Origin of the sequence: Halomonas sp. SL1 (assembly GCF_003030865.2) — a bacterium.
GTDB classification, from domain to species: domain Bacteria; phylum Pseudomonadota; class Gammaproteobacteria; order Pseudomonadales; family Halomonadaceae; genus Halomonas; species Halomonas halophila.
This window is the reverse complement of the sequence record NZ_PYUQ02000019.1, coordinates 122,567-146,360: the sequence shown is the minus strand read 5'-3', so window position 1 is coordinate 146,360 and position 23,794 is coordinate 122,567. Positions and strand designations below refer to the sequence as shown.

General features: G+C 69.7%; 23 protein-coding genes. 21 read left to right on the top strand and 2 right to left on the bottom strand.

Annotated elements, in window-relative coordinates; translation table 11 throughout:
* The first annotated feature begins 119 nt into the window (after nucleotides 1-119).
* Genes C9J49_RS13280 through murB form a run of 9 tightly spaced genes read left to right on the top strand, consistent with a single transcriptional unit; the run spans nucleotide 120 to nucleotide 8,855 of the window.
* Nucleotides 120-2,456: a DNA internalization-related competence protein ComEC/Rec2 gene (locus tag C9J49_RS13280; RefSeq protein ID WP_107182413.1), complete on the top strand. Its 2,337-nt coding sequence runs from the start codon at nucleotides 120-122 to the stop codon at nucleotides 2,454-2,456.
* A 4-nt stretch (nucleotides 2,457-2,460) separates the two neighbouring features.
* Nucleotides 2,461-3,153, top strand: coding sequence for a MotA/TolQ/ExbB proton channel family protein (locus C9J49_RS13275; RefSeq protein ID WP_107182396.1), 693 nt, complete (start codon nucleotides 2,461-2,463; stop codon nucleotides 3,151-3,153).
* Nucleotides 3,150-3,572, top strand: coding sequence for a biopolymer transporter ExbD (locus C9J49_RS13270; protein WP_035599426.1), 423 nt, complete (start codon nucleotides 3,150-3,152; stop codon nucleotides 3,570-3,572). The genes C9J49_RS13275 and C9J49_RS13270 overlap by 4 nt, the downstream gene beginning before the upstream one ends.
* The gene (msbA, locus tag C9J49_RS13265; RefSeq protein WP_107182395.1) at nucleotides 3,569-5,314 is read left to right on the top strand and encodes a lipid A export permease/ATP-binding protein MsbA; all 1,746 of its coding nucleotides are present in this window, start codon (nucleotides 3,569-3,571) and stop codon (nucleotides 5,312-5,314) included. Before C9J49_RS13270 ends, msbA begins: the two co-directional genes overlap by 4 nt.
* Nucleotides 5,311-6,309, top strand: a complete 999-nt coding sequence (gene lpxK / locus C9J49_RS13260; protein ID WP_107182394.1) for a tetraacyldisaccharide 4'-kinase — start codon at nucleotides 5,311-5,313, stop codon at nucleotides 6,307-6,309. Before msbA ends, lpxK begins: the two co-directional genes overlap by 4 nt.
* Before the next feature lie 55 nt (nucleotides 6,310-6,364).
* Nucleotides 6,365-6,568: a Trm112 family protein gene (locus C9J49_RS13255; RefSeq protein ID WP_016854367.1), complete on the top strand. Its 204-nt coding sequence runs from the start codon at nucleotides 6,365-6,367 to the stop codon at nucleotides 6,566-6,568.
* Between the two features lie 9 nt (nucleotides 6,569-6,577).
* The gene (gene kdsB / locus C9J49_RS13250) at nucleotides 6,578-7,366 is read left to right on the top strand and encodes a 3-deoxy-manno-octulosonate cytidylyltransferase (RefSeq protein ID WP_107182393.1); all 789 of its coding nucleotides are present in this window, start codon (nucleotides 6,578-6,580) and stop codon (nucleotides 7,364-7,366) included.
* Nucleotides 7,366-7,842 carry a low molecular weight protein-tyrosine-phosphatase gene (locus tag C9J49_RS13245; RefSeq protein WP_046079735.1) on the top strand — a complete coding sequence of 159 codons (477 nt, stop codon included), beginning with the start codon at nucleotides 7,366-7,368 and terminating at the stop codon, nucleotides 7,840-7,842. Before kdsB ends, C9J49_RS13245 begins: the two co-directional genes overlap by 1 nt.
* Nucleotides 7,839-8,855, top strand: coding sequence for a UDP-N-acetylmuramate dehydrogenase (gene murB / locus C9J49_RS13240; protein WP_107182392.1), 1,017 nt, complete (start codon nucleotides 7,839-7,841; stop codon nucleotides 8,853-8,855). The genes C9J49_RS13245 and murB overlap by 4 nt, the downstream gene beginning before the upstream one ends.
* A gap of 93 nt (nucleotides 8,856-8,948) precedes the next feature.
* Here murB and rne read toward each other — a convergent pair whose 3' ends face one another.
* Nucleotides 8,949-12,380, bottom strand: coding sequence for a ribonuclease E (rne, locus tag C9J49_RS13235; protein ID WP_107182391.1), 3,432 nt, complete (start codon nucleotides 12,378-12,380; stop codon nucleotides 8,949-8,951).
* A gap of 567 nt (nucleotides 12,381-12,947) precedes the next feature.
* Between rne and C9J49_RS13230 the strand changes: the two genes are divergently transcribed.
* Genes C9J49_RS13230 through sppA form a run of 3 tightly spaced genes read left to right on the top strand, consistent with a single transcriptional unit; the run spans nucleotide 12,948 to nucleotide 15,687 of the window.
* Entirely contained in the window at nucleotides 12,948-13,895 is a 948-nt protein-coding gene (locus tag C9J49_RS13230; RefSeq protein WP_107182390.1) for an RluA family pseudouridine synthase, read from the top strand.
* 12 nt (nucleotides 13,896-13,907) lie between these two features.
* The gene (locus C9J49_RS13225; protein ID WP_107182389.1) at nucleotides 13,908-14,558 is read left to right on the top strand and encodes an HAD family hydrolase; all 651 of its coding nucleotides are present in this window, start codon (nucleotides 13,908-13,910) and stop codon (nucleotides 14,556-14,558) included.
* A 37-nt stretch (nucleotides 14,559-14,595) separates the two neighbouring features.
* A complete protein-coding gene (gene sppA / locus C9J49_RS13220; protein ID WP_107182388.1) occupies nucleotides 14,596-15,687 on the top strand; it encodes a signal peptide peptidase SppA in 1,092 nt (363 codons plus the stop codon).
* Between the two features lie 88 nt (nucleotides 15,688-15,775).
* On the opposite strand, the gene C9J49_RS13215 is transcribed toward sppA, so the two are convergent.
* Nucleotides 15,776-16,363 (bottom strand): nucleoside triphosphate pyrophosphatase, encoded by a 588-nt coding sequence (locus C9J49_RS13215; RefSeq protein WP_046079729.1) that lies wholly within the window; start codon nucleotides 16,361-16,363, stop codon nucleotides 15,776-15,778.
* 115 nt (nucleotides 16,364-16,478) lie between these two features.
* Here C9J49_RS13215 and C9J49_RS13210 point away from each other — a divergent pair, with 115 nt between their 5' ends.
* The 9 genes from C9J49_RS13210 (at nucleotide 16,479) to mltG (ending at nucleotide 23,781) form a co-directional block, all read left to right on the top strand.
* The gene (locus C9J49_RS13210; protein WP_035599068.1) at nucleotides 16,479-17,009 is read left to right on the top strand and encodes a YceD family protein; all 531 of its coding nucleotides are present in this window, start codon (nucleotides 16,479-16,481) and stop codon (nucleotides 17,007-17,009) included.
* A 33-nt stretch (nucleotides 17,010-17,042) separates the two neighbouring features.
* Nucleotides 17,043-17,216, top strand: a complete 174-nt coding sequence (rpmF, locus tag C9J49_RS13205) for a 50S ribosomal protein L32 (protein ID WP_035599067.1) — start codon at nucleotides 17,043-17,045, stop codon at nucleotides 17,214-17,216.
* Nucleotides 17,217-17,261: 45 nt separating this feature from the next.
* Entirely contained in the window at nucleotides 17,262-18,386 is a 1,125-nt protein-coding gene (gene plsX / locus C9J49_RS13200) for a phosphate acyltransferase PlsX (RefSeq protein WP_107182387.1), read from the top strand.
* Between the two features lie 5 nt (nucleotides 18,387-18,391).
* Complete coding sequence (gene fabD, locus C9J49_RS13195; protein ID WP_035599061.1) at nucleotides 18,392-19,363, top strand: ACP S-malonyltransferase; 972 nt, start codon at nucleotides 18,392-18,394, stop codon at nucleotides 19,361-19,363.
* Nucleotides 19,364-19,394: 31 nt separating this feature from the next.
* Nucleotides 19,395-20,138 (top strand): 3-oxoacyl-ACP reductase FabG, encoded by a 744-nt coding sequence (gene fabG / locus C9J49_RS13190; RefSeq protein ID WP_046079726.1) that lies wholly within the window; start codon nucleotides 19,395-19,397, stop codon nucleotides 20,136-20,138.
* A 125-nt stretch (nucleotides 20,139-20,263) separates the two neighbouring features.
* The gene (acpP, locus tag C9J49_RS13185; protein WP_016854353.1) at nucleotides 20,264-20,497 is read left to right on the top strand and encodes an acyl carrier protein; all 234 of its coding nucleotides are present in this window, start codon (nucleotides 20,264-20,266) and stop codon (nucleotides 20,495-20,497) included.
* 194 nt (nucleotides 20,498-20,691) lie between these two features.
* On the top strand, nucleotides 20,692-21,930 hold the full coding sequence (gene fabF / locus C9J49_RS13180; RefSeq protein WP_107182386.1) for a beta-ketoacyl-ACP synthase II: 1,239 nt from the start codon (nucleotides 20,692-20,694) through the stop codon (nucleotides 21,928-21,930).
* Nucleotides 21,927-22,763 carry an aminodeoxychorismate lyase gene (pabC, locus tag C9J49_RS13175; RefSeq protein ID WP_237022365.1) on the top strand — a complete coding sequence of 279 codons (837 nt, stop codon included), beginning with the start codon at nucleotides 21,927-21,929 and terminating at the stop codon, nucleotides 22,761-22,763. The genes fabF and pabC overlap by 4 nt, the downstream gene beginning before the upstream one ends.
* Before the next feature lie 13 nt (nucleotides 22,764-22,776).
* Nucleotides 22,777-23,781: an endolytic transglycosylase MltG gene (gene mltG / locus C9J49_RS13170; protein ID WP_107182385.1), complete on the top strand. Its 1,005-nt coding sequence runs from the start codon at nucleotides 22,777-22,779 to the stop codon at nucleotides 23,779-23,781.
* The last annotated feature ends 13 nt before the right edge of the window (nucleotides 23,782-23,794 follow it).

The following is a 23,794-nucleotide window of genomic DNA, read 5'->3' as shown; positions in this document are numbered from 1 at the left end:
GGGCTCGCGGCTTCGGTATGCGCGCTATTATCCATACAAGCCCGCTCCCTCGCCATGGCGTCGCTCAACGCCAGGCCGTCATGCTGTCGCGGGCGCTCCGCTCAGGGATGATGATGCCCATGGCAACCGGACTGGCCCTGCCTCTCGCGCTGGCGGCCCTCCTCGGCACGCTGATCGGTGCCCTCGCCGACCAGGGCGCCTTCACCGCCTGGCCTCAGGCCGTGGGCCTGTCGCTGCTGGTCGGGCTGGCGGCTTGCCGCTGGCGCTTGGTGCTGCTGCTGTCGATGGTCGCGCTGGTCGCCGGCCAGCTGAGCGTGTTGCGCGGCGGCGAGCTGCCCGATGGGCTGACACGCCAGGACCTGGCCGTGGAGGGGCGACTGACGTCGGTGGTCCGGGAGGGTGTCCTGACGCGACTGACCCTGGCGGTGAGCGACTGTGAGCCGCTGGCCGCGGGCCTGCCGCGCTGCGATCGGCTGTCGCGGGTGCGGCTCAATGCCTTCGACGCGCCGGTCATGAGCGTCGGCGAGCGTTGGCGCCTGACCGTCCGGCTGCGTCCGCCCGCGGGTTTCGCCAATCCGGATGCCTTCGACTATCGCACCTGGCTGCGTCGTGAGGGTATCCACGCCACCGGCTACGTGCGCGAGGCGCCGCCACCGGCGCGTCTCGAGGCGGCCGGCGGCTCGATTCGTCGATGGGCCCTCGCCCGGCTCGATGAGCGTGATCTTTCCCCGCGCACGACGCGCTGGCTGGCGGCGCTGACCCTGGGCGTCGGCGAACGGCTGAGCGATGACGACTGGGCGCTGCTCAATGCCAGTGGCACTACCCATCTGATGGTCATTTCCGGGTTGCATGTCGGCCTGGTGGCCGGCGTGGCCCTGTGGCTGTCGCGCGGGGTGTCGCGGCTCGTCGCCCCGGGTCGCTGGCGGATGGCGATCTGGCCCTGGTGGGCCGCCGGGGTGGCGGCGGCGGCCTACGCCTGGCTGGCGGGGCTCGAGCCGCCCGCGCTGCGGGCGATGATCATGGCCCTGGTCGGGCTCTGGGTGGCCAGCGGGCGACATGCGCCCGGGCCCTGGCAGGCCTGGTGGCTGGCGCTGGCCCTGGTGGTGATCCTCGATCCGCTGGCGGTCTGGCGCCCCGGCGGCTGGCTGTCGTTCGGCGCCGTGGCCTGGCTGATCCTGATCTGGCAGGGGCGGCCTCGCCCCATAGGGTGGCGCGGCTGGCTGTGGGCCCTGGTGCGCAGCCAGCTGCTGCTGGCGCCGGTGATGGCGGGGGCGGTGTTGCTGGCCTTCGACCGGTTCGCGCCGGCGGCGCCGCTGGTCAACCTGGTGGCCGTACCGCTCGTCGGCAGCGTCATGGTACCGCTGGGGCTGGCGGGCTGGGCCCTGGCCTGGGTGCCGCTGCTGGCGGATCTCGCCTGGTCCGCGTTCGGCACGCTGGCGGAGGGGCTAGCCCTCGGGCTCGAGACAGCGGCACGCCTCGCGCCGCTGCAGGAGCCGGCGCCGGCCGTGGCTCAGGCGTTGGGCGTGGCGCTGGTCCTGATCGGCCTGCTGTGGGGGCTACCGGGCCTCGCCGGGCGATTGCGCCTGGCCGGCACCGCGCTGCTGCTGGCCTGCGGTACGCTCGGGTTGTCGCCATCCTCGCCAGCGCCCGGTGAGGTGCGGGTGCGCGTCCATGACGTGGGGCAGGGGCAGCTGGTGGCCCTGCGCACCGCCCGCTACCGGGCGCTGATCGACACGGGGCCGCGCTTCCCCTCCGGCTTCATGCCCCTGTCGACGCTGTGGCCCGAGGGGCAACGCTTCGACGATGTCATCGTCAGCCATGCCGATCTCGATCATGCCGGCGGCGTCGAGGCGCTGATGATGGAGCATTCCGTCGGGCGCTACCTGGCGCCGCCGGGCAGCGCGCTGCCGGTGGCGACGGAGCCCTGCGTGGCGGGGCTGGCCTGGCAGCGTGACGGGGTGGATTTTCGCGTGCTCTGGCCGCCCGCGGGGGCCGCGGGGCTGTCCGCCAACGATGGCTCCTGCGTGCTGCTGATCACCGCGGGCCAGCAGCGGCTGTTGATCACCGGCGATGCCGGTGTGCGGGTGGAACATGAGCTCTTGGCGTGGCTCGAGGGGCCCATCGAGGCGCTGGTGGCCGGGCATCACGGCAGCGCGACCAGTTCCAGCCCCGGTTTCCTGGCCGCCGTCAGGCCACGGCAGGTGATCTTCAGCGCGGGCCGGGACAACCGTTTCGGCCACCCCTCGGCGTCGGTGGTGCGTCGCTTTCGGCGACTCGGCAGCTGTCTGTGGAACACGGCCCAGGACGGTGCCGTGACCCTGTGGCTGGGCGGGGAGGGGCGGGTCGAGCCCGCGCGCCCGGCGGCCTGGCGGCGCGGCGGTGTCGGACGCGGGTGCCTTGCGTTAGAATCGCCTGCAATGACGCCGGAGGCGCCGGTGACTGCTCGAGGGAGGTGACCCCATGACCCTGATGGAGGCCCTGATCGCCGGGGGCTGGCTGATGCTGCCGCTGCTCGGCTGTTCGCTGGTGGCGGTGGTGATCGTCGTCGAGCGCCTGTGGGCGCTGCGCGCCTCGCGCATCGCGCCGAGGGGGCTCGGCGAGGAAGTCTGCACGCTGGTGGCTCGCGGCCAGGTCAACCTCTACTGGCTGGAGAGCCATTCGCCGCTGGGCGGCGTACTGGCGGCCGGGCTGCGTAACGCCCGGCTCGGCCACGAGCAGGTCCGGGCGCGTTTCCAGGAGGCCGCCACCGCGGTGGTCCACGACATGGAACGCTTCCTCAGCCCGCTCGGCACCATCGCGTCGATCACGCCGCTGCTCGGCCTGCTGGGCACCGTGGTGGGCATGATCGAGGTGTTCGCGGTGCTCGTGTCGAACGATGGCGGCGAACGCACCGCGGATCTGGCCGGCGGCATCTCCCGGGCGCTGGTGACCACCGCGGCGGGCCTGACGGTGGCGATTCCCGCGCTGATGTTCCACCGCTACTTCCAGCGGCGGGTCGAGGACATCACGGTGTGCATCGAGCAACAGGCCGGCCAGGTGGTGGAGTTCCTGGCCCATCACGACGGCGAACTGACCCTGGCCGAGCGCCATGAGGCGACGGCGGACTCCCGGACCGCGGACCCGGATCCGCTGGCGGGAGCCGGGCGCCCATGAGGGTACCTCGCAGGCGACGCGAGGCGGTGGAAGTCAACCTGACCCCGCTGATCGACGTGGTGTTCCTGCTGCTGATCTTCTTCATGGTGTCCACGACCTTCGAGACCCGGCAGGCGCTCGAACTGGTGCTGCCCGAGAGCGAGACCGGCGTGGCCGCCGAGGCCTCGCCGGTCACCGTGGTGGTCACCCCCGAGGGTGCGTATCGCCTGGGCGATCGCGCCCTGGCGCCAGGCGCGCTGGAAGCGGCGCTGGCCCAGGCGGCGCCGCGCGCCCGCGAGCACGGCCTGGTGGTCGAGGCCGACGGCCGCGCCGCCCACGCCGACGTGGTGCGGGTGCTCGACCGGGCCGGCGCTCTGGACATTCGGCGGGTGCGCATCGCCACCGCCAAGGCAACACATTCTGAAGCGGAGACACCGTGAGCGAACATTCGGGCTGGACCCTCTACAAGCGTCTGCTGGGCTATGTGAAGCCCCATTGGAAGGCCTTCGCCCTGGCCGTCGTCGGCTACGCCATCTACGCGGCGTCCAGCACGGCGCTGGCCGAGATGATGAAGCGGCTGATCGACGGCATCCAGAATCCGGATGCCGCCTTTCGCCTGATGCTGCCGCTGTTCGTGGTGGGCATGTTCGCCGCTCGCGGGCTGGGCACCTTCCTCGGCACCTATTTCATGAGCAACGTGGCCCGCAACCTGGTCCACGCGCTGCGCTGCGATGTCTTCAATCACATGCTGCACCTGCCGGGGCGCTTCTTCGACGAGCATTCCTCGGGACATATGGTGTCGCGGGTCACCTACCACGTCGAGCAGGTCACCGGGGCCGGCACCAAGGCGATCACCATCCTGCTGCGCGAGGGGCTGTTCGTGATCGGGCTGGTGGTCTACCTGCTGTGGACCAACTGGATGCTGACCCTGCTGTTCCTGGCCGTGACGCCGCTGATCGGCGGCGTGGTCAGCTACGCCAGCAAGCGTTTCCGGCGCATCTCCAGGCGCATCCAGCATTCCATGGGCGACGTCACCCATGTGGCCTCCGAGGCGCTGTCCGGCTACCGGGTGGTGCGTACCCATGGTGCCGAGGGATATGAAAAGGCCCGTTTCGCCGAGGCCAGCGAGGTCAACCGGCGCCAGAGCATGAAGGAGGCGCTGACCAAGGCCACCAGCACGCCGGTGATCCAGCTGCTGGTGGCGCTGTCGCTGGCGCTGCTGGTGTGGCTCGCCATGTCGCCGGCGATGCTGGACGACATGACCCCCGGCGAGTTCGTGGCCTTCATCACTGCGGCCTCGCTGATGGCCAAGCCGGTGCGACAGCTCACCGAGATCAATGCCACCGTGCAGAAGGGCATCGCCGCCGCCGGCGAGCTGTTCGGGCTGCTCGACGTGCCGCCCGAGGAGGACAGCGGCACCCGCGAACCGGGCCGTCTCGAGGGCCGCGTGACCCTGGAGAGCGTGCGCTTCGCCTACGGCCCCGACCAGCCTGAGGTGCTCAAGGGCATCGACCTGGACGTGGCCCCCGGCGAGATGATCGCCATCGTGGGCCGCTCCGGCAGCGGCAAGTCGACGCTGATGGGGCTGATGCCGCGCTTCTACCGGCCCACCGCGGGACGGATCTGCCTCGATGGCGTGCCGCTCGAAGATTTCAAGCTGCTGCCGTTGCGGCGCAGCATCGCCCTGGTCTCGCAGCAGGTGACGCTGTTCAACGCCACCATCGCCGACAACATCGCCTACGGCATCGACGATCCCGATCCGCAGGCGGTCGAGGCCGCGGCCCGGGCGGCCCATGCCCACGAGTTCATCGAGCGCCTGCCCGACGGCTACGCCACCGTGGTCGGCGAGAACGGGGTGATGCTTTCCGGTGGTCAGCGCCAGCGCCTGGCCATCGCCCGGGCGATCTTCAAGGATGCGCCGCTGCTGATCCTCGACGAGGCGACCTCGGCGCTGGACACCGAGTCCGAGCGCTACATCCAGGCGGCGCTCGAAGAGGTGTGCCGCGATCGCACGACCTTCGTCATCGCCCACCGGCTCTCCACCATCGAACGCGCCGACCGCATCCTGGTGATGGAGGGCGGCGAGATCGTCGAGCAGGGCAGCCACGCCGAGCTGCTGGCCCGCGAGGGCGCCTATGCGGCCCTGCATCGCCTGCAGTTCCAGGACGCCGAGACGGCATGAGCGGTGGCGTCGGCGAGCGCTGGCTCGAAGGGGCCTATGCCGGTTCGCTGTGGCTGTGGCCGCTGCGCCCGCTCGAGGCGCTCTACCGCCGGGTGATCGCGCGCCGCGCCCGAGCCTTCGCCGAGGGGCGGCGCCAGGCCTGGCAGGCCCCGGTGCCGGTGGTCGTGGTCGGCAACATCACCCTCGGCGGTACCGGCAAGTCGCCGTTGGTGGCCTGGCTGGCGCGCCACCTGGGCGAGGCCGGCTGGCGGCCCGGTATCCTGTCCCGTGGCTACGGCGGCCGCGCCGATCGCTATCCGTTGCGGGTCGAGGCCGATACTCCGGCCTCGGCCTGCGGTGACGAGCCTCGCATGCTGGCCGACCAGACCGGCGTGCCGGTGGTGGTCGACCCGGACCGCCCGCGAGGCGCCCGGCGGCTGCTGGAGGAAGGCTGCGACATCCTGCTCGCCGACGATGGCCTGCAGCACCTGCCGCTGGGGCGCGACCTGGAGCTGGTGGTGGTGGACGGCCATCGCGGGCTCGGCAATCGGCGCTGCCTGCCGGCCGGGCCGCTGCGCGAGCCTGCCGAGCGGCTCGAGACCGTGGATGCCGTGCTGGTCAACGGCGAACCACGCGACGCGGCGCTGGCCGATCACTATCGCATGACCCTGGCGCCCGCCGGCTGGCGCCCGCTGGGCGGCGGCCAGCGCCGGGCGGTGGCGCCGGCGCCCTTCGTCGAACCGGTGCATGCCGTGGCCGGTATCGGTCGCCCGGCGCGCTTCTTCGAGACCCTCGAAGGCCTGGGTATCGCCCACTGGACGCACCCCTTCGCCGATCACCACCGCTTCACCGCCGAGGATCTGGCCTTCGCCGACGGCCGCCCACGGGTGATGACCGCCAAGGATGCGGTGAAGTGCCGCGGTCTGGACGCGGACGATGCCTGGGTACTGGAGGTGGAGGCCGTCCCCGATCCCGATTTCGTCGCCTGGCTGGACGCACGCCTGGCGACCCTGTGAATTCCTGGCGGCCGCCTGCGTGCGGTCGCCGATGCTGACCCTGGAGGCGTGAGAGATGGACAAGCAACTGCTGGCGATGCTGGTCTGCCCGCTGTGCAAGGGCAAGCTGGCCTTCGATCGTGAGGCCGGCGAGCTGGTGTGCCGCTATGACGGCCTGGCCTATCCCGTGCGCGACGGCATCCCGGTGATGCTGCCCGACGAGGCGCGGGCCATCGACGTGGACGAGAAGCTGCCGCCGTCGACCGGCGCCGAGGGCTGAGGAGGCAAGATGCAGGACTTCATCGCCGTGATTCCGGCGCGCTTCGCCTCGACCCGGCTGCCGGGCAAGCCGCTGCTCGACATCGCCGGCGAGCCGATGGTGGCCCACGTCTGGCGCCGGGCCTCGGCCAGCGCCGCCGGACGGGTGGTGGTCGCCACCGACGATGCGCGCATTCGTGACGCCATGGCGCCGCTGGGCGCCGAGGTGGTGATGACCCGCGACGATCATCCCTCCGGCACCGATCGGCTGGCCGAGGTGGCCGATACGCTGGGCCTCGCCGATGACGCCGTGCTGGTCAACGTGCAGGGTGACGAGCCGCTGCTGCCGGCGACCCTGATCGACCAGGTGGCGGTGCGCCTGATGGACGATCCCGGCGCTTCCATCGCCACGCTGGCCGAGCCGATCGGCGACGTCGAGACGCTGTTCAATCCCAATGTGGTCAAGGTGGTGCGTGCGATCTCGGGGCGGGCCCTCTACTTTTCCCGTGCGCCGATTCCCTGGGATCGCGAGGCCTTCGCCGCGCGGCCCGAGCTGCTCGAGACCGATGCCTGGCTGCGCCATATCGGCCTCTATGCTTACCGGGCGAGCTTCCTCGACGAGTATCGCCACTGGACGCCGTCGCCGCTGGAGCAGCTCGAGCAGCTCGAGCAGCTGCGGGCGCTGCATCACGGCCATGCCATCCAGGTCGCGCTGTCCCGCGAGCCGCACCCGGCGGGCGTGGACACCGCCGAGGATCTCGCCCGGGTGCGACAGATCCTGGGGCAGGAGGAAGGCCGCGACGACGAGGGGGAGCGCTGATGCGGGTGCTGTTCGTCTGCCTGGGCAATATCTGCCGTTCGCCCACCGCCGAGGGCATGTTCCGCCGCCACCTCGACGAGGCCGGTCTCGCCGGCCGCGTCGAGGTCGACTCCTGCGGCATCGGCCCCTGGCACGCGGGCAAGGCGCCCGACGCCCGCGCCCAGGCCGCGGCCGCCGCGCGCGGGCTCGATCTCTCCGGCCTACGGGCCCGTCAGCTCGACGACGACGACTTCGGCCGCTTCGACTACCTGCTGGCCATGGACCACGACAACCTGGCGGCGCTGGAAGCGCGGCGGCCGGCCGACAGTGATGCCCATGTCGGCCTGTTCCTGTCCTTCGCCGGATTGCCCGATCGCGCCGTGCCCGATCCCTACTACGGCGGCGACGACGGCTTCGAGGAGGTGCTGGACCTGGTCGAGGCGGCCTCGCGCGGTCTCGTCGAGGACGTGCGTCGGCGACTGGAGGAGGGCGCTTGAGCCTGGACATCCTCGCCGACCACGACCTGACCGCCGCCAATACCCTGGGGCTTGGCTGTCGCGCCGAGCGCTTCGTCGCGCCGGACAATGCCGCCGAGCTCGGCGGGGCGCTGTCGCTGGCCCGGGAAGCCGGCTGGCCGACCCTGGTGCTGGGCGGCGGCAGCAACCTGATTCTGCCCGCCTTTCAGCCGGGGCTGGTCATCCGGATGGCCATGAACGACTGGTGGCTGGAAGAGACCGGTGACGGGAGCGTGCGGGTGCACGCCGAGGCCGGCGTGGTCTGGCACGAGCTGGTCATGGCCCTGGCCGCCCGCGGCCTCTGGGGGCTCGAGAACCTGGCGCTGATTCCCGGGCACTGCGGGGCGGCGCCGATCCAGAACATCGGCGCCTACGGCGTCGAGCTCGCCGAACGCCTCGAGGCCGTGCATCTGGTGCATCTGGACGACGGCCGCGAAGCGGTGCTGGGGCCCGACGAGTGCGCCTTTGGCTATCGAGACAGCGTCTTCAAGCGCGCCCTGGCGGGGCGGGTGGCGATCACCCGGCTGGTGCTGCGTGTCTCGCGCAAGGCCGAGCCGCGCCTGGGCTACGGCGACCTGGCCAGTCGTGTCGGGGAGACCCCCACGCCGCTGGAGGTGGCCGAGGCCGTCTGTGCGGTGCGGCGCGAGAAACTGCCGGATCCGGCGGTGCTCGGCAATGCCGGCAGCTTCTTCAAGAACCCGGTGGTGTCGTCGGAATGCGCGGCGTCGCTGCGCGAGGCGTATCCCGACATGCCGAGCTTTCCGCTGGCGGATGGCCGCACCAAGCTGGCCGCCGGCTGGCTGATCGATCGTTGCGGCCTCAAGGGCTGGCGCGATGGCCCCTTCGGCGTCCACGACCGCCAGGCCCTGGTGCTGGTGCACCACGGCGGCGGCGATGCGCCCGGGCTGCTGGCCTTCGCCGCGCGGGTCGCCGAGACGGTGGAGCGGCGCTTCGGCGTGACGCTGGAGCGTGAGCCGCGGCTGGCGACAGAATAGGGACATCGGCGCTTCCGGCGCCTTCGGTAGACGCCAACGAAAACGCCCGTGGCCAATGGCCACGGGCGTTGTCTTTCAGGGGCGGGCGTCGGGTCAGCCTTGCTGGCTGTCCTGGCGCTTGGCCTCCTGTTCACGACGGCGGATTTCCCGCGGGTCGTTATGGGCGCGGCGGCGACGACGCGGCGTCTCGGCCTTGGCGTCCGCCTTGGGCGCTTCGGCTTTAGCGTCTGCCTTGGGCGCTTCCGCCTTGGCTTCGGCCTTGGGCTGTTCCGCCTTGGTCTCGGCCTTGGGCTGTTCCGCCTTGGTCTCGGCCTTGGGCTGTTCCGCCTTGGCGTCGGCCTTCGGCGCTTCCGCCTTGGTCTCGGCCTTGGGCTGCTCCGCCTTGGCGTCGGCCTTCGGCTGTTCCGCCTTGGCGTCGGCCTTGGGCTGCTCGGGCTTGGTCTCGGCCTTGGGCTGCTCGGGCTTGGTCTCGGCCTTCGGCTCTTCCGCCTTGGCGTCGGCCTTGGGCGCTTCAGCCTTGGTTTCGGCCTTGGCGTCTGCCTTGGTCCCGGCCTTCGGCTCTTCGGACTTGGCTTCGGCCTTCGGCTGTTCCGCCTTGGTCTCGGCCTTGGGTTGCTCGGGCTTGGTCTCGGCCTTCGGCTGCTCGGGCTTGGTCTCGGCCTTCGGCTCTTCCGCCTTGGCCTCGGCCTTGGGCGCTTCAGCCTTGGTCTCGGCCTTCGGCTGTTCTGCCTTGGTTTCGGCCTTGGGCTCTTCCGCCTTGGTCTCGGCCTTGGGCTGTTCCGCCTTGGCGTCGGCCTTGGGCTCTTTCGCCTTGGCATCGGCCTTCGGCTCTTCCGCCTTGGCGTCGGCCTTGGGCTCTTTCGCCTTGGCATCGGCCTTCGGCTCTTCCGCCTTGGCGTCGGCCTTGGGCTCTTCCGCCTTGGCATCGGCCTTGGGCTGTTCCGCCTTGGCGTCGGCCTTCGGCTCTTCGGCCTTGGACTGCTCGGCCTTGGCTTCGGTCTTCGCCTCTTCCGGCTGTGCTTCTGCCTTGGCGGCTTCGGCCTGCAGGCGCTGCTGTTCGGCCACGGACTCCGGGTTCAGGGCGTGCTGGCGACGACGCTGGCGCGGGTTGTTGCGGGTGCGCTTGGGCTTGCCGTCCGCCTCGGCCTGGCCGTCATCCTTGGCAGGCGTCGCTTCGGCGTCGCCCTTGGCCTTCTGGGGCTTGGTGTCCTGAGGCTTGTCGCTCTGGCGCTTGGTGTCTTGAGACTTGTCGTCCTGGGACTTGGGTTCCTGGGGCTTGCGGCCGCCCTGGTCCTTGTCCTTGCGCTCCTGTCCCTTGTTGTCCTGGCTCTTGCCTTCCTGAGACTTGCGGCCCTCGGACTGTGGACGGTTGTCGTCCTGGCGCTGGTTGCGACCGCGACCGCCGCGGTTCTGGCTCCCGCTCTTGTCGGCCTTCTCGCCTTTCTCGGAGCGGTCGCTACGGGCCTTGTCCTCGCCCTGACGTTGCGGCTTGGCGCTGCGCGTCTCGTCGCGATTGTCACCGCGCTCCTGACGCTGGTCCTGGCGCTGGCCGCCGCGACGATTGTTGCGCTGGCGGCCGTTACCGCCACCGGAGCGGTTGTCGCCGCTCTTGCCGCTTTCGCCACGCTGCTGGCTGCGCTCGTCGTTGCGGGCGGTGCCGGCCTGACGCTGGCCACTGCCCTCGGACTGACGCTGCTGGCTGGACGGGGGGGTCTCTTCACCGCTCAGCAGGCGAGAGAAGCCCTTGACCAGGCGGCTCAGCACGCCATCGCGAGCGGCGGGAGCGGCAGCGGGTTTTGCCGCCGGGGCCGGTTTGGCGGCGGGCTTCTGGGCGGGCCGCTGCTGCGTCGGCTTTTCGGCGGGCTTCGGCTTGGGCTTCGCCGGTTCGGCGGGCTCTTCCTGCAGGGAGGCCGGGGCGGGCTCGTGGTGCACTACGGTCTTGACCGCGGCCTCGTCGCGCTTGACCGGTTTGCCGAAGGCGGCCTCCGGCTCCTTGCCGACCTCGGTCTCGGTGGGCAGCTCGTGGCTGGGCAGGTGAGAGGTGCCTTCCTCGTCGACGTGGTCGTCGCGCAGGCGCTGCACGTCGTAGTGGGGCGTGTCCATCTCGGGGTTGGGCAGCAGCACCACGCGCACGCCCTGGCGGCGCTCGATGTCGGCCAGCATCGCCCGCTTCTCGTTGAGCAGGTAGGTGGCGACCGGGACCGGCAGGATGGCGCGGATCTGGGCGCTGCGCTCCTTCATCGCCTCTTCCTCGATCAGGCGCATGATCGACAGCGAGATGGAGCGCACGTCGCGGATGGTGCCCTGGCCGTCGCAGCGCGGGCAGACCACGCCGCTGGTCTCGCCGAGGGACGGGCGCAGGCGCTGGCGGGACATTTCCATCAGGCCGAAGCGCGAGATGCGACCGATCTGTACCCGGGCGCGGTCGATCTTCAGGGCGTCGCGGACCCGGTTCTCGACCTCGCGCTGGTTGCGCGCCGGCGACATGTCGATGAAGTCGATGACCACCAGGCCGCCAATGTCGCGCAGGCGCAGCTGGCGGGCGATCTCGTCGGCGGCCTCGAGATTGGTCTGCAGCGCCGTTTCCTCGATGTCGCTGCCGCGGGTGGCGCGCGCCGAGTTGATGTCGATGGAGACCAGCGCCTCGGTGTGGTCGATCACGATGGAGCCGCCTGAGGGCAGCTTCACGTCGCGCTCGTAGGCGGTCTCGATCTGGGACTCGATCTGGAAGCGCGAGAACAGCGGCACTTCATCGGCGTAGCGCTTGATCTTCTGCTGGTAGGAAGGCATCACCTGGCGGATGAAGCCCAGCGCCTCCTGGTGGACCTGTTCGCTGTCGATCAGCACCTCGCCGATGTCCTGGCGCAGGTAGTCGCGCATGGCGCGAATGATGACGTTGGACTCGCGGTAGATCAGGAAGGGCGCGGCGCGCTTGCCGGCTTCCTCGGTGATCGACTCCCAGACCTGGGTCAGGTAGTCGAGGTCCCACTGCAGCTCTTCGGGATTGCGGCCGATGCCGGCGGTGCGCACGATCAGGCCCATCTTGTCGGGCACGGTCAGGTGGCTCATGGCCTCCTTGAGCTGTGCGCGTTCCTCGCCCTCGATGCGCCGCGAGATGCCGCCGGCGCGGGGGTTGTTGGGCATCAGTACCAGGAAACGGCCGGCCAGGCTGATGAAGGTGGTCAGGGCCGCGCCCTTGTTGCCACGCTCTTCCTTGTCGACCTGGACGATGACTTCCTGGCCTTCCTTGAGCACTTCCTTGATGCTGGGGCGGCCCGAGGGTTCCTTGAGGAAGTACTCGCGGGAGATTTCCTTGAGGGGCAAAAAGCCGTGGCGTTCGGCACCGAAGTCGACGAAGGCGGCTTCGAGGGAGGGTTCCACGCGGGTGATCTTGCCGCGGTAGATGTTGGCTTTCTTCTGTTCCCGGGCACCGGATTCGATGTCCAGGTCGTACAGGCGTTGTCCATCGACCAGGGCGACGCGCAGCTCTTCGGGCTGGGTCGCGTTGATGAGCATCCGTTTCATGTCGTCTCGCAAAATGGACGCGCCGGTGGGCGCCCATGGGCAACGACGAAGGCGAACCGCTGGGTGCTGCGTGCTTGTGCTCAGCGCATGTCGCGGAAGCGGAACTGCGCCCGGCCGTGTCGGGGCCTGTTAGCGGTGGCGGGCCGGCACGGCAGGATCATGTTGAGTACGGGGCGGAGGCAGGACATGTTCTCGGCGGGTCGTCGTATTGCCCATCCGGTCCTGCGGTCACCGCCAACACCTGGCATTCATCGATTCGCCAACGCCGGCCTCCGGCACGGTGTTATACGTATCCCGTGGTCGCCGCTTGCTCGTCGGGAGCGAGGCGGGGCGGGCGTGGCGTCATATCGCTTTCTGTCGGCGGCGGGACCTCATGGGGGAGCGTCGTCGCGGCCTGATTTCGTCGTTCCGGCCTGCGTGTCTGTCGTGCAGGCGCCAAGCGGACGGTTCTGTCCATTGGAACGCCTCGGCAATATAACAGTAAAGGGGGTGCCCAGCAATTGGCGGCAGGACGGCGCACAGTGCGGTAGAATGCGGCCTTTACGACGGTGGCAAGTGGAGAGCGGGATGACCGACGGCCGCGAGGTTCAGTGGGTGGAAGTGACCGAGGGCCAGGTGGGTCAGCGGGTCGACAACTTCCTGATGACGCGCATCAAGGGAGCGCCGCGGGCGCTCATCTATCGCATCGTGCGCAAGGGCGAGGTGCGGGTGAACAAGAAGCGCGTCAAGGCCGATACCCGCCTGGCGCTGGGCGACGTGGTGCGCATTCCGCCGCTCAAGCTCGCGCCGCGTGAGGCGGTTCGCGAGGTCAGCGACAACCTGCGTAACCTGCTGGCCGGCAGCGTGCTGCTGGAAGGGCGGGACTGGATGGTGCTCAACAAGCCCTCCGGGCTCGCCGTGCACGGCGGCAGCGGGGTCAAGATCGGCCTGATCGAGGCCCTGCGCCAGGTGCGTGAGGATCTCGACTTCCTCGAACTGGTGCATCGCCTGGACCGTGACACCTCCGGATGCCTGCTGCTGGCCAAGTCGCGCCCGGCGCTGTTGAGCCTCAACGAGTCGCTCAAGCGGCACGAGATGAACAAGCAGTATCTGGCGCTGGTGGCCGGGCGCTGGCCGGCGCGCCGGGACTTCGTCAGCGCGCGCCTGGATCGCTTCGACGCCGGCAACGGCGAGCGCCGGGTGCGCGTGGACAGCGGCGGCAAGGTGGCACGTACGCGCTTCGCGGTGCGCGAGGCCTTCGCCCGTGCCACCCTGATCGAGGCCGAGCCGATCACCGGGCGCACCCACCAGATTCGCGTGCACGCCGCCCATGCCGGCCATCCTCTGCTCGGCGACGACAAGTACGGCACCCGCGAGGCGGGGCGCGTCGCCGCCCGGCTGGGGCTGTCGCGGCTGTTTCTGCATGCGGCGTCCCTGACCTTCCCCGAACCGACCAGCGGCAAGCCGGTGAAGATCCGCGCGCCGCTGGGCGAGACCCTCGACGGCGTGCTGGAAAGCGCCCGCAACGCCCGCTGATCCGGAGCCCGCATGCGTTACCGACTGATGATCTTCGACTGGGACGGCACCCTGATGGACTCGCTGGCGCGCATCGTGGCCTGCATGCAGGCGGCCTCGCGCGACGTCGGCTGTGGCGAGCTGTCCGAGGAGGCGGTTCGCGATATCATCGGCCTGGGGTTGCCCGAGGCCATTGCCAAGCTGTGCCCGGGGATCGGTCCCGAACAGGCCGAGGCCCTGCGCCAGCGCTATGCCTACCATTTCGTGGAAGGCGACGTCACGCCGATGGCCTTCTATCCCGGCGTGGTCGAGGGACTGGCGCGGCTGCGTGCCGACGACGGCAGCCGGCTGGCGGTGGCCACCGGCAAGAGCCGCCGCGGGCTCGATCGCATCTTCCGCGAGAGCGATTGCGGCCACTGGTTTCATGCCAGTCGCACCGCCGACGAGACCCTTTCCAAGCCGCATCCGCGGATGCTGCAGGAGCTGCTCGACGAGCTCGGGGTGCCGGTCGAGGAGGCGGTGATGGTCGGCGATACCGAGTACGACCTGGAGATGGCTCGGGCGCTGGGTATGGATCGTGTCGCCGTGACCTACGGCGTGCACGCGCCGGAACGGCTGGCGGCCAGTCGTCCGGTGTACACCGCCGAGGCCTTCCCGGCACTCATCGATTGGCTGCACGCCTGATCACGGCTTTTATCCTCGATAGACAGGAGGTGGCGTTATGGACGACGAGCGACGCGACGACTGGACCCAGGGGCCCGAGCTCAGTGCCCAGCAGGCGCGCGAGGAGAAACGGCGCCGCGAGGCCGCCGACGAGGCGTCTTCAGTGGCGGATGGCGAGGATGCCGAGACGCTTCGCGAGCGTCGCCGCCTGGCCCAGCAGGACATGCTCGATCGCTGGATCGATGGCGTGCTGGTCGAGCAGCGGCGCTCGCGGCGCTGGAAGCTGTTCTTCCGCTTCCTGTTCGCCTTTTTGATCCTGGCGTCGCTTTCCACCACGCTCTATGGGCTCTTCGTGGCGCCCGGAGCGACCGATGTGGCCGGTCCGCACCTGGGAGTCGTCGAGGTGAAGGGCGTGATCGATGGCGACTCCCGGGCCAGCGCCGAGCGTGTCATCGAGGGCGTGCAACGGGCCTGGGAGGCGCCGGACGCCGAGGCGGTCGTGCTGCATATCGACAGTCCCGGTGGCAGTCCGGTGCAGTCGCAGCGCATCCATGACGAGCTGATGCGCCTGCGCGAGCAGGGTGACAAGCCGATCATCGCCGTGGTCGAGGACATCGGTGCCAGCGGCGCCTACTACATCGCCTCGGGCGCCGGCGAGATTGTGGCCGCGCCGGCCAGCCTGGTGGGCTCGATCGGCGTCATCAACGCCGGCTTCGGTTTCGAGGAGGCGATCGAGCGTCTCGGCGTCGAGCGTCGGGTGTTCGCCGCCGGCGAGAACAAGGCCTTCCTCGATCCGTTCTCGGATATCTCGCCGGAGCAGCGCGACTTCTGGCAGCGGGTGCTTTCCACCACTCACCGCCAGTTCATCGACGACGTGAAGGCCGGGCGTGGTGATCGGCTGGCCGACGACGAGCGGCTGTTCAGCGGCCTGATCTGGACCGGCGAGCAGGCGCTGGAGCTGGGGCTGGTGGATAAGCTGGGCAGTATCGACACCCTCGCGCGGGAGCGGCTGGAGACGCCGCGCACCCGGGATTACACGCCGCCGCTGGATCCGTTCGAGCGCCTGACCCGGCGCTTCGGCCGGGTCGCCGCCGAGTGGGCGGGCGTGCCCCAGGCGGCCTCGCCGCTACGCTATCAGCTCGCGCCCTAGTCCTGTGCCCGGGCTCGTGCCCGTCTGACGATTCGTCGTCATCTGCCGCCCCGTGGCCCCGGCCGGGGCGGTTCGCGTTGAAGGGTGCTCAGGGGCTGCCCAGCGGGTCCATGCCTGCCTCGCGCAGCAGCTGGCAGAGGCGAATCAGCGGCAGCCCGATCAGGGTGTTGGGATCGTCGCCCTCCAGGCGCTCGAACAGGGTGATGCCGAGGCCTTCCATGCGGAAGCTACCGGCGCTGTCCAGTGGCCGCTCCCGCTCGACGTAGCGGGCGATCTCGGTGTCGCCGAGCTGGCGGAACACCACGTCGTAGCGCTCGTGGCAGACCCGGTGGCTGGCATGGCGGGTGTCGATCAGCGCCAGTCCGGTCAGGAAACTCACCCGATGGCCCGAGAAACGGGCCAGCTGGGCGCGTGCGGCGGCCTCGTCGGCAGGTTTGCCCAGTGCCTCGCCTTCGAAGACCGCGACCTGGTCGGAGCCGATGATCAGGTGGTCCGGCCAGTCGTCGGCCAGCCGCTCGGCCTTGGCCAGCGACAGGCGATGCACCAGTGCGCGGGGCGATTCGCCGGGGCGGGGTGTCTCGTCGATGTCCGGACTGTCCCAGGCGTAGGGAAGTTCCAGGCGGTCGAGCAGCTGGCGGCGAAAGCGAGAGCTCGAGGCGAGTACCAAACGTGGCATGGTGGGGTCCTCGTGTGACACGGTGGGGCGGTCTCTGCTGCAACAGACGGGCATTGTAACCCCGAAGCGTGCGGGCTTTGACAGGGGGGAGGGGAGTGCCTATCATTGCGCGCCTATGTTGACCTCAAGACTCCCTGGCAGGGTCGAGCCTTACAAGCTCGCCGCGCATGCCGAACATCTCGAAGGCCTGGTGGCGCTGGGCGATATGCCCCGTCTCGCCGATGAAGCCGGTGTGCAAAACGGTGATGCCGAGGTATGGCTGGACTTCGCCATCGACGCCCAGGGGCGTCGAGAAATCCGCGGTCGTCTGACGGCCGAGCTGCAGCTGCTGTGTCGGCGCTGCCTCTCGCCCATGCCGCAGTCGGTCGAGAGCGAGTTCCTGCTGGGAATGGTCTCCAGCGACGCCCTGGCGGCCTCTCTGCCGAGCACCCATGAGCCGGTGCTGGTGGAAGACGAACAGCTGAACCTGCTGGCGATGATCGAGGACGAGCTGATCCTCAGTCTGCCCCAGGTGGTTTACCACGACGAGGCCGACTGCGCGGTCTCGCGCGACCAGCTGAGCAGTGGGGAGAGCGCCGAGTCGGTCTCGGACTCGCCCGCGGAGAATCCCTTTGAGGTGCTCAAGCAGCTCAAAGGCAAAACCTGATTACCTCATCGATTCACTCTGGAGTGATATCTCATGGCAGTTCAACAGAACCGCAAGACCCGTTCCAAGCGCGGCATGCGTCGCAGCCACGACGCCCTGGTTGACAACAAGGCCCTGTCCCAGGACAAGGAGACCGGTACCACGCACCTGCGTCACCACGTCTCTCCGGACGGCTTCTACAAGGGTCGCAAGGTCGTCGACGCCTGAGGCGACGCGTCCTATCGATCGCCATGACGCCTGACGCCCGCTGACATGCGGATTGCCGTCGATGCCATGGGTGGGGATCTCGGTCCCCGCGCTACCGTGGCAGGCGCCGCCAGCGCCGTCATGGCCGATCCCGAGCTCGATATCCGGCTGTTCGGCCCTGCCGCCCGGCTGGAGGAAGAGCTCCGTCGGCTGCCGCGGCCTCTCGCCGCGGCGTCGTCGCATCTGGAGATCGAGAATGCCCCCGGGGAGATCCGTCAGGATCAGCGTCCCGCCGAGGCGTTGCGCCGCGGTCAGGGTTCCAGCATGGCCGCCATGCTGGCCTGTCTGGCTCGGGGCGAGGCGCAGGCCGGGGTCAGTGCCGGCAACACCGGGGCGCTGATGGCGCTGTCGCGCCGCGCACTCGGTACCGTCGCCGGCGTGGCGCGACCGGCGATCAGCACGGCGATTCCCATCGATCGGGAAGGGCGCTGCTACCTGCTCGATCTCGGCGCCAACGTCGACGTCGAGGCCGAGCGACTGCTCGACTTCGCGCTGATGGGCGACGTCATGGCGCGCCATGTGGATGGCCTTGCGCGTCCGCGGGTGGCGCTGCTCAACGTCGGCGTCGAGGGCACCAAGGGGTCGGCGAGCGTGCAGCGGGCCGACGAGCTGCTGCGCGAGCGCGACGACCTCGACTATGTGGGCTTCGTCGAGGGTGACGGCATCTTCGCCGGGGAGGCCGACGTGGTGGTCTGTGATGGCTTCGTCGGCAACGCCGTGCTCAAGGCCAGCGAGGGGTTGGCCAAGATGCTGGTGCGACGGGTCCAGGCGACCTTCGAGGCGCACTGGACCAGCCGCCTGGTAGGCGTGCTGGCGCGACCGGCGCTGGGTCGCCTGCGCCGTGAGCTGGATCCGGTGCGTTACAATGGCGCCAGCCTGCTGGGCCTCAACGGCATCGTCATCAAGAGCCATGGCGGTGCCGATGCCGCGGGTTTCCACTACGCCGTGGCCCGTGCGGCGCAGGAAGTGCAGCATGGCCTGCCCGAGCGGCTGGCCGACGAACTAGGTCTTCGGCGGTCTGTCGTCGATTCGGCCGCCGGCGGCGACCGAACCGACAGCGGATCCAGGACTTCCGGCGTCGCCGCCACGGATAGCGACAGCGCCGGAATCCGTCAACAAGTGCAAAGGTGATCGACATGACACAACCCCTTGCCCTCATCTTTCCCGGGCAGGGCTCCCAGCAGATCGGCATGCTGCGCGAGCTGGCGGAGCGCTACAGCGTGGTACGCACGACCTTCGAGGAGGCCGCCGACGCGCTGGGCTACGATCTCTGGCAGGTGGTCCAGGAAGGGCCCGCCGAGTCGCTCAACGCCACCGCCTGCACCCAGCCGGCGTTGCTGACCGCCAGCGTCGCCATCTGGCGTGTCTGGCAGGAGCTCGAAGGGCCGCGCCCAGGCGCCATGGCCGGTCACAGCCTGGGCGAGTACAGCGCCATGGTGTGTGCCGGCGCGCTGTCTTTCGCCGACGGCGTGCGGCTGGTCAAGCTGCGCGGCGAGGCCATGCAGGACGCCGTGCCCATGGGGCAGGGCGCCATGGCCGCGATCCTCGGGCTGGACGATGCTGCCGTCGAGCAGGCCTGTGCCCAGGCTGCCGAGGGCGAAGTGGTGTCCGCGGTGAACTACAATGCACCCGGTCAGGTGGTCATCGCCGGCGCCAAGGGTGCCGTCGAACGTGCCATCGCCGCCTGTCAGGAGGCCGGTGCCAAGCGGGCCATGCCGCTGCCGGTGTCGGTGCCGTCGCACTGCGACCTGATGCGCCCGGCCGCCGAGCGCCTGGCCGCGGCGATGGATGATATCTCGCTGCGCGCGCCGCGTTACACCGTGGTGCAGAACGTCGACGCCCAGGCGCATGCCGATGTCGAGACCCTGCGCACGCGCCTGATCGAGCAGCTCTATCAGCCGGTGCGCTGGACCTCCTGTGTCGAGAACATGGTCGGCCAGGGCGCTGAGGTGTTCATCGAATGCGGGCCGGGCAAGGTGCTCACCGGCCTGAACAAGCGAATCGCACGGGGCAGCCGCGGGCTGGCGGTCAACGATCCCGACAGCCTTTCGGCGGCCCTCGAGCTGGCCCGCGAGGCGGCCGGCCAGTCGCCGTCGGCCAACGGCTGACCCCCTCTCCTGGACGAGAACGGAAGAGACCATGTCAAGCGAGTCTAGAGTTGCCCTGATCACCGGGGCCAGCCGCGGCATCGGCCGCGCCATCGCCCACGAGCTCGGCCGCCAGGGCCGCATCGTGATCGGTACTGCCACCAGCGATGCCGGCGCCGAGCGCATCGATGCCGACCTCAAGGCCCACGGGTTCGAGGGTGCGGGTCGCCGCCTCGACGTCACCGACCAGGCCAGCGTCGACGGCCTGATCCAGGCCATCAACGAGGAGTTCGGCGCGCCGACTATCCTGGTCAACAACGCCGGCATCACCCGCGACAACCTGTTGATGCGGATGAAGGAAGATGAGTGGGATGCGGTGATCGACGCCAACCTCAAGTCCGTGTATCGCGTCAGCAAGGCCTGTCTGCGCGGCATGACCAAGGCGCGTTTCGGTCGCATCGTCTCGGTCAGCTCCGTGGTCGCCACCATGGGCAACCTCGGCCAGACCAACTACGCTGCCGCCAAGGCCGGCATGGAAGGTTTCACCCGGGCGCTGGCCCGTGAGGTGGCCTCTCGCGCCATCACCGTCAACGCCGTGGCGCCTGGCTTCATCGCCACCGACATGACCGAGGCCCTGCCCGAGGCGCAGAAGGACGCGCTGCTGGGCCAGATTCCGCTGACGCGTCTCGGTCAGCCCGAGGAAATCGCGGCAGCGGTGGGTTTCCTGACCAGCGAGCCGGCCGGCTACATCACCGGCGAGACGCTGCACGTCAACGGCGGCATGAACATGCGCTGAAGCCGCGCCATGCGGCGGTTGCGTTGTCCTTGAGCGGTCTATAAACTACCCCGCAGCTTATTGGCTTGCGGATCTGAAACGGCTGGTTAGCAGTCGCTTAACGTGAACGACTGGAGTACTTCATAATGAGCACCATCGAAGAGCGCGTGAAGAAGGTTGTGGCCGAGCGCCTGAACGTCAAGGAAGAGGACATCCAGAACTCTTCTTCTTTCACCGAGGACCTCGGCGCGGATTCCCTGGATACCGTCGAGCTGGTGATGGCGCTCGAAGAGGAATTCGACACCGAGATTCCCGACGAGGAAGCCGAGAAGATCACCACCGTTCAGGAAGCCGTCGACTACGTCAACGCCCACCAGTAAGGGTGTTGTCGGACACCGCTTGCTGAGGTGTGCCCGGGACAACGCGTCCTGGTGAGAGAGCCGTCCTGCCATGCAGGACGGCTCTCGTGCTGTCTGGGGGCGGTGCGCGACCACAGCGGACGCGGAGTCGGGTATAATGCGCGCCAAGACGGCCCTGCGGGGCCGTGACACTATCTGGATCTGGAGGAGAGCGGATGGCTCGTAGAAGGGTTGTGGTGACGGGGCTCGGCCTGGTCACGCCAGTCGGCAATACCGTGGACGAGAGCTGGGGCAACATCCTGGCCGGCAAGAGCGGTATCGCCCCCATCGAGCACTTCGATGCCAGCGGCTTCAACACGCGGTTCGGCGGGTCGGTCAAGGACTTCGACATCAGCCCGTACCTGAACCCCAAGGACGCCCGCAAGATGGACCTGTTCATCCAGTACGGCGTGGCCGCGGGTGGGCAGGCGATCAGCGACGCCGCCATCGAGTGCACCGAGGAAAACGCCCACCGCATCGGCGTGGCGATCGGTTCCGGCATCGGCGGCCTGCCGATGATCGAGCATAACCACAACGCCCTCCAGAAGGGCGGCGCTCGCCGCATCTCGCCGTTCTTCGTGCCGGGCTCGATCATCAACATGATCTCCGGCAACCTGGCGATCCAGCACGGTTTCCGCGGCCCCAACATCGCCATCACCACCGCCTGCACCACCGGCACCCACAACATCGGCTACAGCGCCCGCACCATCGCCTACGGCGACGCCGACGTGATGGTCTGCGGCGGCGCCGAGATGGCCACCACGCCGCTGGGCCTGGGCGGCTTCTCCGCCGCCCGGGCGCTGTCGACCCGCAACGACGATCCGGCCGCGGCCAGCCGCCCCTGGGATCGCGATCGCGACGGCTTCGTGCTGTCCGACGGCGCCGGCGTGATGGTGCTCGAGGAATACGAGCACGCCAAGGCCCGTGGCGCGACCATCTACGCCGAGCTGACCGGCTTCGGCATGAGCGACGACGCCCACCACATGACCGCGCCGCCCGAAGACGGCAGCGGGGCGGCCCTGTCGATGGCGAACGCCATTCGCGACGCCAAGATCGATCCGGCCGAGGTGGACTACATCAACGCCCACGGTACCTCCACCGCGGCTGGCGACCTGGCCGAGAGCCGCGCCGTGCAGCGTGTGCTCGGCGAGGCGTCGAAGGACGTGGCGGTCAGCTCCACCAAGTCGATGATCGGCCACCTGCTGGGCGCCGCCGGCGCCGTCGAGGCGGTGTTCTCGGTGCTGGCGATCCGAGATCAGGTCGCGCCGCCCACCATCAACCTCGACAATCCCCAGGAAGGCTGCGAGCTGGACTACGTGCCGCATACCGCCCGTGAGATGAAGATCGACGTCAGCCTGTCGAACTCCTTCGGCTTCGGCGGCACCAACGGCACGCTGGTCTTCTCCAAGGTGTGAGCGGCACGGCAGGCGAGGGCGACGCCGACAGGCTGACGCCGGAGGGCGTGCCCTTCGACGACCGCGGCCTGGCCTACGGCGACGGCCTGTTCGAGACCGTGCTGGTGCGCGACGGCGAGCCGCTGCTGTGGGCCGAGCATCTGGGCCGGCTGGCCCGTGGTGCCGAGACCCTCGGCATTCCGCTGCCGGGTCGGGCCGCGCTCGACGCCTTGCCGGCACGGGCCGGCGAGGGGCTCGCGGTGCTCAAGCTGATGCTGACCCGCGGCTCCGGCGGGCGCGGTTACCTCGCGCCCGCCGAGCCCGAGCCGCGGCTGCGCTGGCAGGCCGTGCCCTTCGCCCCGGCCCGGGCGCGCTGGCGCGACGGCGTGCGGGTTCGCCACTGCCGGCTGCGGCTGGGCATCCAGCCGGCGCTGGCCGGCCTCAAGCACCTCAATCGCCTGGAGAACGTCCTGGCCCGGGCCGAATGGTCCGATCCCGAGATCGCCGAGGGGCTGCTCGGCGACGCCGAGGGGCGGCTGGTCGAGGCCACCTGCATGAATCTCTTCTGGTGGCAGGACGATGCCTGGTACACGCCGCGGCTCGACCGCTGTGGCGTGGCCGGCACCCTGCGCCAGGCGCTGCTCGCCGACGGCGTGATCCATGAGGGCGACACCTCCCCCGAAGCGCTGGCGACGGCCGAGGCGGTATGCCTGGCCAACTCCGTGCAGGGCCTGTGGCCGGTGACCCGGCTCGATGACGCCGACGGCCGCCGTCAGGCGCGCTGGGACATCGGCGATCACCATCGCGCCCTGCAGGCCGAGGCCCATGCGCGGCTCGGCTATCCCCACGACTGAACGAGGACTTCCCATGAGGCGAGTGGCCAAGCTGTTGCCGCTGCTGCTGATCCTGGCGGCACTGGTGCTGGGTGCGGGGTATCGCTACTGGCAGAGCCGTCTCGAGGCCCCGCTGGCCCTCGAGACGCCGACGCTCTACGAGGTGCCGGCCGGCGCCGGCTTCCATCGGGTGATCCGTGAGCTCGACGCGCGCGGCATCCTGTCCGACGGCTGGGCCTATCGTCTGCTGAGCCGTCTCGAGCCCGAGGCGCTGCCCGACCTGCGCCCCGGCGAGTATCGCCTGACGCCCGGCATGAGCGGCCGTGAGCTGCTCGGGCTGCTGGATCGTCACGAGGTGGTCACCTACCCGCTGACGATCCCCGAGGGCTGGACCTTCGTTCAGATGCGCGCCGCGCTGGACGCCGCGCCCAAGCTCGAGCATCGCACCGCCGAGTGGTCCGACGCCGAGATCATGGCCGAGCTGGGTCGCGAGGACGAGCTGCCGGAGGGGCGCTTCTTCCCCGACACCTACCGCTATCGCAAGGGCATCAGCGATCTGGAGATCCTGCGCCAGTCGATGGTACGCATGGACGAGCTGCTGTCCGAGGCCTGGGCATCACGCGACGACGATCTGCCCATCGATACGCCCTATCAGGCGCTGATACTGGCCTCGTTGATCGAGCGCGAGACCGGTGCCCCCGAGGAGCGTGAGCGCATCGCCGGCGTCTTCGTGCGTCGCCTGGAGCGGGGCATGCGCCTGCAGACCGACCCCACCGTGATCTACGGCATGGGCGACGACTACGACGGCAACATCACCCGCGCCGACCTGCGTGAGCCCACGCCTTACAACACCTACGTGATCGACGGCCTGCCGCCGACGCCCATCGCCCTGCCGGGACGGGCGGCGCTGCAGGCGGCGGTGCAGCCCGCCGAGGGCGAGGCGCTCTATTTCGTGGCCCGGGGCGACGGCACCCACCACTTCTCGCGCTCGCTGCGCGAGCACAACAACGCCGTCAATCGCTACATCCGCAACCGCTGAGCATCGGAGGGGC